Here is a 10,719-nt window from a genome sequence, read left to right as displayed (position 1 = left end):
GGCCGGCCGGTCAGGTCGCCGTCGCCGTCCTCTGCGGGATCCCGGGGTGGCCCCTCGGGCTGCATCTCCGGCTGCGGGGGCGGCGGCCGCCACCGGGGCGGGCTCGTCCTCCACGGAGACCCCGAAGTCGGTGGCGATCCCGGCGAGGCCGTTGGAGTACCCCTGGCCGACCGCGCGGACCTTCCACGCGCCGGCGCGCTGGTAGACCTCGACGACCACGAGCGCGGTCTCGGAACCGAGCTGCGGCGGGGTGAAGGTGGCGATCACCGAGCCGCCGGCCGCGTCCCGCACGGTGGCGGTGGGCTCGACGCCCTGGAAGGTCTGCCCGGCGGCGTCGGGGCTGGCCGTGACCACGATCCGCTCGATGCCCGGCGGCAGCGCCGAGGTGTCCACCGTGATGGAGTCCGGCGCCGACCCGCCGCCGGACCGGTAGCTGACGCCCGGGCCCGAAGGCTGGTTGTAGAAGATGAAATCGGCGTCGGAACGCACCTTGCCGTCCGCCGCGAGCAGGAGCCCCGACACGTCGAGCCGCACCGGGGCGGCCACGTCCACCGTCACGCGGGCGGTGTTGAGCGGCAGGTTGGAACCAGGGGTCATAGCGGTCATGCCGGGAGAACGACCGGAGGGGCTTTGCCGTTCCCTTACCCTCGCGGGATATTTCAGCGCCGGTTGCGCGGGTGGTTCCTGGCCATGCGCTCGTTGCCGAACTTGTAGGCGCCGGTCCAGCGGGCCATCACCAGCTGCGCGTCGCCGGACTCCACCTCGGCCAGGAACTTGTCGGCCCGGCCCCCGCGCAGGGTGCCCGCGGCGCGACCCCGGTGCGTGATGACGACGGTGCCGTCGCCGTGCTTCTCGTACGTGAATCCCTGCGGCTTCGGCATGGGCAGCAGCCTGCCGCGCCGGGTGCGGGGCGGCAACGCAATTACCGGAGTCCCGGCCCCGTCGGCCGCCCCCGCGCGGGCCCCGGCGTCCGGCCGCCGCCCGGCACCCCGCGCGGGGCACCGGAGCGCTCGTGCGCCGTCGGCCCGGTCCGGGGGCAGCCGCCCGCGTCCCGTGTCAGCCGCCCGTCACGCGGCGCGGCAGGCCCAGGGGGTTGGCCTCCCGCAGTTCCGCCGGGAGCAGGGCGTCCGGCACCGACTGGTAGGCCACCGGTCGCAGCCAGCGCTCGATCGCGGTGCCGCCGACGGAGGTGGAGTGGGAGGTGGCGGCCGGGTAGGGGCCGCCGTGGTGCTGGGCCGGGGCCACGGCCACCCCGGTGGGCCAGCCGTTGACCACGATCCGGCCCGCGAGCTCCGTGACCTGCCGGATCAGCTCGCCGGCCGGACCCGGTGCGCCCTCGCCCTCGGCGCGGGACAGCTGGAGCGTGGCGCTGAGGTTCCCGCCGAGGCGGCCCAGCACGTCGGCCGCCTCGCGCTGCCCGGAGTACCGGACGACGACGGTGACCGGGCCGAAGCACTCCTCCAGCAGCGGCTCGTGCGCGCCGCCCTCCAGCAGGTCGCGGGCGCCGACGCTCAGGAAGCCCGCAGCGACCGCGTGGTCCCCGCCGGGGCCCGGGGCGACGGGGGCGGTGACTCCGGGCAGGGCGGCGCGCTCGCGGACCCCCGCCAGGAAGTTCTCCCGCATCCGGTGGTCGAGCAGCACGCCCGGTCCGGTCTCCGCGAGGGACTTGGCGAGCGCGTCGGCGAGCCGGTCGCCGTCCGGGCCGTCCGGCACCAGGACCAGGCCGGGCTTGACGCAGAACTGGCCCGCGCCCAGGGTGACGGCCCCCGCGAGCCCGGTGCCGATCTCCTCGGCCCGCTCGGCGGCGGCCGCCCCGGTGACCACGACGGGATTGAGGGAGCCCAGTTCCCCGTGGAAGGGGATCGGTACGGGGCGGGCCGCGGCCGCGTCGAACAGGGCCCGCCCGCCCCGGATGGAGCCGGTGAACCCGGCGGCGGAGACCAGCGGGTGGCGGATCAGCTCCAGGCCGGCGTCGAAGCCGTGCACCAGGCCCACCACTTCGGCCGGCAGCCCGGCCGCCACGGCCGCCCGGCGCAGCAGGGAGGCGCACAGCTCGGAGGTGGCCGGGTGGTCGGGGTGGGCCTTGACGACGACCGGGCAGCCGGCGGCCAGGGCGCTCGCGGTGTCCCCGCCCGGCACCGAGAAGGCCAGGGGGAAGTTGGAGGCGGCGTACACGGCGACCACCCCCAGCGGCACCTTGTAGCGGCGCAGCTCGGGGCGCGGCGGGGTGAGCGACGGATCGGCCCGGTCGATGCGGACGTCGAGGTAGGACCCCTCGTCGACGGCGTCGGCGAAGGCCCGCAGCTGGCCGGTGGTGCGGGCGAGTTCGCCGGTGAGCCGGCCCGGGCCCAGCGCGGTCTCGGCGTCGGCGGCCGCGACGACCAGGTCGGCGGCCCCGTCGAGCAGCCCGGCGGCTCCGCGCAGGAAGGCGGCGCGGGTGGTGGCGTCGGCGAGTGCGGCGCGGGCCGTGTGCGCCGCGCGTACGGCCCCGTCCACCTCGTGGGGTGTGGCTTCCACCGCAACCCGTTCGCGTTGCTTCCCGGTGCGGGGGTCCACACTCCAGACTGGTGTCGCTGCCATCGCCCGCTACCTCCTGGATCGTTCAGTATTCTGAACGCCGTTCCGGTGGATGAATGATCACTTCTGCTGCGGACTCTATTTCCGCGTCCACCGCGTGACAAGAGGCGATCAGAGCCGACCAGAGGGGAAGTAGGCGTATGACGACAGCCGAGTCGGAGGGCCACGCCACGGCGGCGCCGGTGAAGTCGGCGGTGCGCACCGTCCTGCTCCTGGAGCACTTCGCGGCGCGGCCGGGCCTGCACAGCCTCGCCGACATCCAGAACGACCTCTCCCTGCCCAAGTCCAGCCTCTACATGCTGCTGCGGACCCTGGTGGGCCTGGGGTGGGTGGAGACCGACGCCACGGGCACCCGGTACGGGATCGGCGTACGGGCCCTGCTGGTCGGCAGCTCGTACATCGACGGGGACGAGGTCGTCGCCGCGGCCCGGCCCACCCTGGACCGGCTCTCCGACGACACCACCGAGACCATCCACCTGGCGCGGATGGACGGGACCAGCGTCGTCTACCTCGCCACCCGGCAGTCGCAGCACTACCTGCGGCCCTTCACCCGCGTCGGGCGGCGGCTGCCCGTCCACTCGACGGCGCTCGGCAAGGCGCTGCTCGCCACGCACACCGACGAGGAGGTGCGCAGGCTGCTGCCGCGGCGGCTGGAGGCGGTCACCGAGCACACCATCACCGACCGGGAGCAGCTGGTGGAGGAACTGGCGCTGGTGCGGGAGCAGGGGTACGCCCTGGACCGGGAGGAGAACACGCTCGGGCTGCGCTGCTTCGGGGTGGCGGTGCCGTACCGCACGCCGGCGCGGGACGCGGTGAGCTGCTCCGTGCCGGTGGCCCGGCTGACGGCGGGGCACGAGCAGGTGATCAAGGCGGCCCTGTTCGAGGCCCGGGACCGGCTGTCGGTGGTGACGCGGCGCATGTGAGGCCGCGGGGCGCGGGGGCGGGCGCGGGGGCAATGAGGCGGCGGGGCGCGGCACCGGTGGGCGCGGGCCGCGCACGGGGCGCGGCGGAGGCGGGTGTACCTCCCCCACGTGGGGGAGGCGGTTCACCTTCGTGGGGGAGGTGGCGGGGCGGCGCGCACGGGACCGTGGGGACATGACCACACGAGCCCCGCACACGACGCATGCGACGCGGCCGCCTTCCCCGGCGCCGGCCCCCGCTCCGGGGACCGGGCGCCGGATCTTTCGGGCGGCGGCCCTGGCCGCGACGGTTCCCTACCTGACCCTCAAAGCCGCCTGGGTGGCGGGGAGCCGGATCGGGATACCGGACGGCAGCGTGCTGCTGGAGCGCGGGCCGGTCATCGTCGTGGCGAACGGCATGACGCTGGCCATGGACGCCTGCGTGATCCTGCTCGTGTTCGCGTTCACCCGGCCCTGGGGTCTGCGGATACCGGCCTGGCTGCTGACCGTCCCGGTCTTCGTCGCCACCGGTCTCCTCGCCCCGATCGTGGCCGCCGTCCGCACCCTGGCCGCCCCGCCCTGGGTGGCCCGGCTGACGGACCGGGAGGCCGATGTCCTGCGTCTGATGGCCACCGGACTGTCCAACCACGAGCTGAGCCGGCGGCTCGGCGTCGGACCGCAGACCGTCAAGACGCACGTGGCGTCGGTCCTCGCCAAGACCGGCTCCCGCGACCGCACCCAGGCGGTCATCGCGGCGTACGAGGGGGGCTTCATCATGAGGAAAGGCTGAGAACCCCGCCACAATCGGGGCAGAGCGGAACGCACGGGGCCGCTCGCGCGTCCTTCTGGGGGATGAACAAAACGATCAGGCGTGCGTCGGTCTTCTGTCTGCTTCTCGTGCTGGCCCTCTTGGTGCGGGTCACCTGGGTGCAGGCGTACCAAGGCCAGGCCCTCGCAGACGACGAACACAACCGGCGCAACCTCATCGGGCAGTACGAGAACCCGCTGGGGAACATCATCGTGGGCGGGGAGGCGATCACCGGCTCGGAGAAGACGGCCGGCAAGGACTTCGGGTACAAGCGGACGTACGTGGACGGACCGCTCTACGCGCCGATCACCGGATACAGCTCCCAGGCCTACGGCACGAGCATGCTGGAAGGCGTCTACAAGAGCGTCCTGAACGGCTCCGACACCCGGCTCAAGACGGTGATGGACATGCTCACCAACAAGCGGGCCGACCCGGGCAACGTCCTGACGACCATCGACAAGGGCGTCCAGAAGGCCGCCTACGACGCGCTGAACGGCAAGCAGGGCAGCGCCGTGGCCATCGACCCGGCGACCGGCGCGATCCTGGCCGTCGTGAACAACCCGTCGTACGACCCGGGCCGCATCACGGGCGCCAACGACTCCGCCGCCTGGCAGGAGCTCTCCGCCGACAAGGGCAAGGCGATGGAGAACGTCGCGCTGCGCAAGCCGCAGGCCCCCGGCTCCACCTTCAAGCTGGTCACCCTCGCCGCGGCGATCGAGAACGGGCTCGTCGCCGGCATCGACCAGCCGACCGGCATCGCCGCCCCGTACACGATCCCCGGCACCCGCACGAACCTGCCCAGCGAGGCGGGCGACGCGGCCTGCAACAACGTTTCAGCCCGCACCGCCCTCAAGCTGTCCTGCAACAACGTCTTCGCCGAGCTGGCCTCCAAGCTCGGCCAGGACAAGATGCGCGCGATGGCCGAGAAGCTCGGCTTCAACGTCCAGATCGACACCCCGGTGCGGACCAACCCGCCCAGCAAGTACCCGTCGAAGAAGATGTCGGTCGACCAGGTCGCGCAGACCGGTATCGGCCAGTTCGACGTGCAGGCCACCCCGCTCCAGATGGCCATGGTGACCGCCGCGATCCAGAACGGCGGCAAGCTGGTCGCCCCGCACATGGTCTCCGACGTGACCGACGCCGACGGCAACGTCCTGGAGAGCTTCACCAGCCCGAAGTCCGACCAGGTCATGAGCCAGAAGACGGCCTCGATGCTCGCCGACGCGATGCGCACGGTCGCCACCGAGGGCGGCGGCAAGCCCGCCCAGGTGCCGGGCGCCGAGGTCGGCGGCAAGACCGGTACCGCGCAGCGCGGCGTGAACAACAGCATCCCGCCGCTCGCCTGGTTCACCTCGTACGCCAAGGCCGGCGACAAGCAGATCGCGGTGGCCGTGATGATCGAGAACTCCGACACCGACCGCACCGAGATCGGCGGCGGCAAGCTGGCCGCGCCCATCGCCCAGAAGATGATGGCGGCCTGGCTGAAGAAGTAGCCGCCGCGGGGGCAGGACCGGCGCGCCGGGAACCGGAGCGGGTTCCCGGCGCGTTTCCCTGTCCATGATCAGGACCGCGCTCGCCGCCGACGTCAACGCCATAGCCGCCCTGCACGTGCGGGCCCGGGCCACCTACTACGAGGGCCGGGTCCCCGAGGAGACCTACAGGGGCGACCGTGCGGTCGAGCGGGCCCGCGAGGCCTGGTCCCGCGCCGTCGCCCGGGTCGCGGCGGAGGGCGAGGTGCTGTGCGCCGAGCGGGACGGCGAGGTCACCGGTGTCGCCGCCTTCCGCACCGCCGACGGCGAGACCACCCTCACCCAGCTCCACGTCGACCCGGGCCACTGGCGCCGGGGAACCGGCGCCGCCCTGCACGCGGCCTGCCTCGACGCCTGGCGCCGGGCCGGGATCGAACGGGTCCGCCTGGAGGTCTTCGAGCACAACCACCGTGCCCAGGCCTTCTACGCCGCCCACGGCTGGAGCCCGGAGCCGTCCGCCGCCCGCTCCGGCTCCCACCTCACCCTCTGGCTGCGCGTCCCTCCCGCGTCCGGGGAATGAGACGGGACGGCGCATGGTTCAAACCCAAAACGGTTGAACCCGAAACCGTTCGCCGTCGAGCCCGAGAACCCCCGAACCCCGAAACCCGAGCCCCACCCCCGGAACCGGAGAGAAGAAGGAACATGCGCGTCGAGATCTGGAGCGACATCGCCTGCCCGTGGTGCTACATCGGCAAGGCCCGTTTCACCAAGGGCCTGGCGGAGTTCGCGCACCGCGACGAGGTGGAGGTCGTCTTCCGGTCCTTCGAGCTCGACCCGGCCGGCGCCAAGGGCGTCACCGCTCCCGTCGTCGAGATGCTCGCCAAGAAGTACGGCCGCACCCTCGAAGAGGCCCGCGGCATGGAGGAGCACGTCGCGGCCAGTGCCCGCGCCGAGGGGCTGACGTACCGGACGCAGGGGCGCGACCACGGGAACACCTTCGACATCCACCGGCTGCTGCACCTGGCCGCCGCCCGCGGCCGCCAGGAGGAGCTGCTCGACCTGGCCTACCGCGCCAACTTCGGCGAGGAGCGCTCCGTCTTCGACCCCGAGGTGCTGGTGACCCTCGCCGTGGAGGCCGGGTTGGACGGCGCGGAGGCCCGCACGGTCCTCGCCGACGACTCCGCCTACGCCGACGAGGTACGGGCCGACGAGCGGGAGGCGGCCGAACTGGGCGCCAACGCCGTGCCGTTCTTCGTCCTCGACCGCCGCTACGGCATCTCCGGCGGACAGCCGGCCGAGGTGTTCACCCGGGCGCTGGAGCAGGCCTGGGCGGGACGCGAGGTCGCCGAACCCGCCGCCGCCGACGCGTGCGAGCCCGACGGGGCCTGCGCCGTCCCGCAGCAGGGCTAGTGCCGTGACCGGAAGGGATCCGGTCGCATATAAGGCATCCTTGGGGTGAATGAGTAGAACTCGGCAATGGACTTTGGGTCGTTCCTGGCGCAGAGTTGACGGCATGGGTCTTCCGCTCTCTGACGTGTCCCGCGCCGAGTTCGCGCACTCCACCACCTACCTGAACACCGCCACCTGCGGGATCCTCCCGCGCGCGGCCGTCGCCGAGGTACGGGCCCTGGCCGACGCGGCCGGGGTCGCGGACCCCGCCGGCTTCGGCGACTTCGACCGGGTCAACCGGGTACGGGCCGCCTTCGCACGGCTGGTCGGGGTCGCCCCGGGCCGCGTGGCCGTCGGCTCGTCCGTCGCCACCCACGTCGGGCTCGTCGCGGCCTCCCTCCCGGCCGGCGCCGAAGTCCTGTGCCCCGAGAACGACTTCGCCTCCGTCATGAACCCCTTCGTGGTGCGCGGCGACCTCAAGGTCCGCTTCGCCCCCCTGGAGTCGATGGCCGAGTCCGTCGGCCCCGACACGACTCTGGTGGCACTGAGCGCCGTACAGTCCGCGGACGGACGTACGGCCGACCTCCCCGCCGTCCGCGCGGCGACGCGCGCCCACGGCGCGCGGATGCTCGTCGACGCCACCCAGGCCGCGGGCTGGCTGCCCTTCGACGCCGCGCCCTACGAGTACACCGTGACCGCCGGCTACAAATGGCTGCTCGGCACGCGCGGGGCCTCGTACCTGACGGTGTCCGAGGAGGCCCAGCAGGACCTGACCCCGCTCCACGCGGGGTGGGTGGCGGCGGAGTCCATGTGGGACGCGACCTACGGTCCGATGCCGGAACTCGCCCACGACGCACGCCGCTTCGACGAGTCCCCGGCATTCCTCGCCTACCACGCCGCCGAACCCGCCCTGGCCCTGCTGGAGCGGGTCGGTATCGAGGCCGTCCACGCCCACGACACCGCCCTCGCCGCCCGCTACCGGGCCGGCCTGGCCCGCCTCGGCCACGAACCGGTGCCGGGCGGGGCCCCCATCGTCTCCGTCCCCGGCCTGGCCCACCGGCAGCCCGGACTGCTCGCGGCCGGTGTGTCCACCGCCGCCCGCGCGGGCGCCTTGAGGGCCTCCTTCCACCTCTACAACACCGAGGCGGACGTCGACCGGCTGCTGGACGTCCTCGCGGACTGACACGGCGCCGGGCGGGGGCCGTTGCCCCCGCCCAGCGCCGCCGGGCTGTCAGCCCCCGCCCGTCACCGCCAGGCCGCCGACGCCGCCGCGAGGGCCGGGGTCGGGTCGGCGGACAGGGCGGAGGCCAGGGCCTTCAGCGTGGCCGCGACCGCCTCCGGCGAGGCCGCCGGACCGTAGTGGTTGACCCGGACCATCTCCCCGGCCAGCGCTCCGCCGCCCGCCGCGAGCGGGGCCGCCGGGTCCGCCGACAGGGCCTTCGCCACGACGACGGAGGCGTCCGCGACCCGCAGCGTCGTCGCGACGGGCGCGGCCTGCGCCGGATCGCGCACCCAGGGGGCGAGGCCCAGCGCGGCGGCGCCGGCCCGCGTGGCCCGGGCCGCGCCCGCGTGCCGGGCCAGGACCCCGTCCAGGCCCTCCGCCCCGATCCGCTCCAGGCAGGCCTCCAGCGCCAGCATCTCCAGCTGCGCGGGCGCGTGCAGCAGCGCCGTGCGGCCGCCGTCGATCCAGCGCTCCTTCCAGTCGAGCAGGGAGAGGTACGACCGGCGCGGAGCCGCCGGGTTCTCGGCGAACCGCGCCCACGCGCGCTCCGACACCGACACCGCCGAGACGCCCGCCGGGCCGCCCATCGCCTTCTGCGCGCCGATCACGCACAGGTCGACGCCCCACGCGTCCGGCAGCAGCGGTTCGGCGCCCACCGAGGCGACCGCGTCCAGCATGAACAGCGCCCCGTGGGCCCGTACGGCCTCGCCGATCTCCGCGACCGGGTTGGTGTTGCCGGTGGCCGCCTCCGCGTGCACGAGCGACACGAAGTCGATCTCCGGGTGTTCGGCCAGCGCGCGCGCCACCTGCTCGCCCGAAACCGCCGTGTCGAAGGGGACCGCCAGGTCCACCACGCTCGCCCCGCAGTCGCGCAGCCAGTTCCCGAAGGTGGTTCCGTAGGGGCCGGTGACGACGTTCAGCGCCGTCGAGCCCGGCCGCGCCCCCGAGCGGATGCAGCCCTCCAGCGGCAGCAGCGCCTCGCCCTGCGTGATCACCACGTCCTGCCGGGTGCCGAGGAGCCGGGCGACCCCCCGCTCGATCGACGCGAAGTGCTCGGCGGTGAGCGGCGGAAGGTCCAGGAGGGGGTGGGTCACGGGGCTGCTCTCTTCGTCCGGGGTTACCGGTCGAGCGTACCCAGCACGCACGTACAGTGCCGACATGACCGATGCAATGGCCATGGATGACGGCGCAGTCATGCATGTGAAGGGGCGGGTGCTCGTCGGGCCCCACGAGGTGCGCGACGAACTCTGGATCGTCGGCGGCCGGATCTCCTACGAGCGGCCGCGCACCGCACGCGAGATCACCACGGTCACCGGCTGGGCGCTGCCCGGCCTCGTCGACGCACACTGCCACGTGGGCCTGGACTCCCACGGCCCGGTCGACGCGGACACCGCCGAACGGCAGGCGCTCACCGACCGGGACGCCGGAACGCTCCTCATCCGCGATGCCGGATCCCCCTCGGACACCCGCTGGATCGACGACCGCGAGGACCTCCCGAAGATCATCAGGGCGGGCCGGCACATCGCCCGGACCCGCCGCTACATCCGCAACTACGCCCACGAGATCGAACCGGCCGACCTCGTCGAGTACGTCGGCCGCGAGGCCCGGCGGGGCGACGGCTGGGTGAAGCTGGTCGGGGACTGGATCGACCGCGAGGCCGGCGACCTGACGGCCTGCTGGCCGCGCGCCGAGGTCGAGGCCGCCATCGCCGAGGCGCACCGGCTGGGCGCGAAGGTCACCGCGCACTGCTTCGCCGAGGACTCCCTGCGGGACCTGGTCGAGGCGGGCATCGACTGCGTGGAGCACGCCACCGGGCTCACCGAGGACACCATCCCGCTGTTCGCGGAACGGGGGGTCGCGATCGTGCCGACCCTCGTCAACATCGCCACGTTCCCGAAGATGGCGGCGGGCGGCGAGGCCAAGTTCCCCCGCTGGTCGGCGCACATGCGGCGGCTGCACGAGAGGCGGTACGACACCGTCCGGGCGGCCTGGGACGCGGGCGTCCCCGTGTACGTCGGCACCGACGCGGGGGGTTCCCTGCCCCACGGGCTGGTCGCCGCCGAGGTCATGGAACTCGTCAAGGCCGGGATCCCGCCGCTGGACGCCCTCTCGGCGACGGCCTGGGCGGCACGCGAGTGGCTCGGCAGACCCGGTCTGTCCGAGGGCGCGCCGGCGGACCTCGTCGTCTACGGCGCCGATCCGCGGGCCGACGTACGGGCGCTGGCGCAGCCGGACCGGGTGATCGTGAACGGCAGGGTCCGCGCCTAGGGCCTGTCGTCAAACTCCCGTCGTCGCCCGGAGGGCGGCCCTGCGGCGTCTGGTGCGTGCTCTCGGTGCGCCGGGCGGAAGCCCGCG

General features: G+C 74.0%; 11 protein-coding genes. 7 read left to right on the top strand and 4 right to left on the bottom strand.

All coding sequences use genetic code 11. From position 1 onward, the window contains the following. The 3 genes from ABZZ17_RS39310 to ABZZ17_RS39300 all read right to left on the bottom strand — a co-directional run. The coding region (locus ABZZ17_RS39310) for a TerD family protein (RefSeq protein WP_356884069.1) at window positions 1–606 on the bottom strand (606 nt) is incomplete at its 3' end. A gap of 53 nt (window positions 607–659) precedes the next feature. Beyond that, on the bottom strand, window positions 660–881 hold the full coding sequence (locus ABZZ17_RS39305; RefSeq protein ID WP_356884067.1) for a hypothetical protein: 222 nt from the start codon (window positions 879–881) through the stop codon (window positions 660–662). A gap of 175 nt (window positions 882–1,056) precedes the next feature. Then, window positions 1,057–2,580 (bottom strand): aldehyde dehydrogenase (NADP(+)), encoded by a 1,524-nt coding sequence (locus ABZZ17_RS39300; protein WP_356884065.1) that lies wholly within the window; start codon window positions 2,578–2,580, stop codon window positions 1,057–1,059. A gap of 137 nt (window positions 2,581–2,717) precedes the next feature. On the opposite strand from ABZZ17_RS39300, the gene ABZZ17_RS39295 reads away from it, so the two are divergent. The 6 genes from ABZZ17_RS39295 to ABZZ17_RS39270 all read left to right on the top strand — a co-directional run bounded on the left by ABZZ17_RS39295 (window position 2,718) and on the right by ABZZ17_RS39270 (window position 8,325). Beyond that, window positions 2,718–3,500 carry an IclR family transcriptional regulator gene (locus tag ABZZ17_RS39295; RefSeq protein ID WP_356884063.1) on the top strand — a complete coding sequence of 261 codons (783 nt, stop codon included), beginning with the start codon at window positions 2,718–2,720 and terminating at the stop codon, window positions 3,498–3,500. A 172-nt stretch (window positions 3,501–3,672) separates the two neighbouring features. Beyond that, window positions 3,673–4,266, top strand: a complete 594-nt coding sequence (locus ABZZ17_RS39290) for a helix-turn-helix transcriptional regulator (protein WP_356884061.1) — start codon at window positions 3,673–3,675, stop codon at window positions 4,264–4,266. Window positions 4,267–4,328: 62 nt separating this feature from the next. Then, on the top strand, window positions 4,329–5,777 hold the full coding sequence (locus tag ABZZ17_RS39285) for a penicillin-binding transpeptidase domain-containing protein (protein WP_356884059.1): 1,449 nt from the start codon (window positions 4,329–4,331) through the stop codon (window positions 5,775–5,777). A gap of 64 nt (window positions 5,778–5,841) precedes the next feature. Continuing rightward, window positions 5,842–6,333 carry a GNAT family N-acetyltransferase gene (locus tag ABZZ17_RS39280; protein WP_356884057.1) on the top strand — a complete coding sequence of 164 codons (492 nt, stop codon included), beginning with the start codon at window positions 5,842–5,844 and terminating at the stop codon, window positions 6,331–6,333. Window positions 6,334–6,455: 122 nt separating this feature from the next. Next, complete coding sequence (locus tag ABZZ17_RS39275; protein WP_356884055.1) at window positions 6,456–7,163, top strand: DsbA family oxidoreductase; 708 nt, start codon at window positions 6,456–6,458, stop codon at window positions 7,161–7,163. A 103-nt stretch (window positions 7,164–7,266) separates the two neighbouring features. Beyond that, window positions 7,267–8,325, top strand: a complete 1,059-nt coding sequence (locus ABZZ17_RS39270) for an aminotransferase class V-fold PLP-dependent enzyme (RefSeq protein ID WP_356884053.1) — start codon at window positions 7,267–7,269, stop codon at window positions 8,323–8,325. Window positions 8,326–8,387: 62 nt separating this feature from the next. Here the strand turns inward: ABZZ17_RS39270 and ABZZ17_RS39265 are convergent, their stop codons facing one another. Beyond that, window positions 8,388–9,458: an aminotransferase class V-fold PLP-dependent enzyme gene (locus tag ABZZ17_RS39265; protein WP_356884052.1), complete on the bottom strand. Its 1,071-nt coding sequence runs from the start codon at window positions 9,456–9,458 to the stop codon at window positions 8,388–8,390. A gap of 82 nt (window positions 9,459–9,540) precedes the next feature. Between ABZZ17_RS39265 and ABZZ17_RS39260 the strand changes: the two genes are divergently transcribed. Continuing rightward, complete coding sequence (locus ABZZ17_RS39260; RefSeq protein WP_356884071.1) at window positions 9,541–10,632, top strand: amidohydrolase family protein; 1,092 nt, start codon at window positions 9,541–9,543, stop codon at window positions 10,630–10,632. Window positions 10,633–10,719 lie beyond the last annotated feature (87 nt).

It is taken from the genome of Streptomyces sp. NPDC006512 (genome assembly GCF_040611935.1).
Classification (GTDB): Bacteria; Actinomycetota; Actinomycetes; order Streptomycetales; family Streptomycetaceae; genus Streptomyces.
Note: the sequence above shows the minus strand (reverse complement) of the source record. Positions and strands in the feature narration are given on the sequence as shown.

Coding starts and splice junctions, on each gene's coding strand:
- ABZZ17_RS39285 (WP_356884059.1), top strand. CDS start 4,329: ATGAACAAAACGATCAGGCGTGCGTCGGTCTTCTGTCTGCTTCTCGTG.
- ABZZ17_RS39280 (WP_356884057.1), top strand. CDS start 5,842: ATGATCAGGACCGCGCTCGCCGCCGACGTCAACGCCATAGCCGCCCTG.
- ABZZ17_RS39300 (WP_356884065.1), bottom strand. CDS start 2,580: ATGGCAGCGACACCAGTCTGGAGTGTGGACCCCCGCACCGGGAAGCAA.
- ABZZ17_RS39305 (WP_356884067.1), bottom strand. CDS start 881: ATGCCGAAGCCGCAGGGATTCACGTACGAGAAGCACGGCGACGGCACC.
- ABZZ17_RS39290 (WP_356884061.1), top strand. CDS start 3,673: ATGACCACACGAGCCCCGCACACGACGCATGCGACGCGGCCGCCTTCC.
- ABZZ17_RS39270 (WP_356884053.1), top strand. CDS start 7,267: ATGGGTCTTCCGCTCTCTGACGTGTCCCGCGCCGAGTTCGCGCACTCC.
- ABZZ17_RS39260 (WP_356884071.1), top strand. CDS start 9,541: ATGGATGACGGCGCAGTCATGCATGTGAAGGGGCGGGTGCTCGTCGGG.
- ABZZ17_RS39295 (WP_356884063.1), top strand. CDS start 2,718: ATGACGACAGCCGAGTCGGAGGGCCACGCCACGGCGGCGCCGGTGAAG.
- ABZZ17_RS39275 (WP_356884055.1), top strand. CDS start 6,456: ATGCGCGTCGAGATCTGGAGCGACATCGCCTGCCCGTGGTGCTACATC.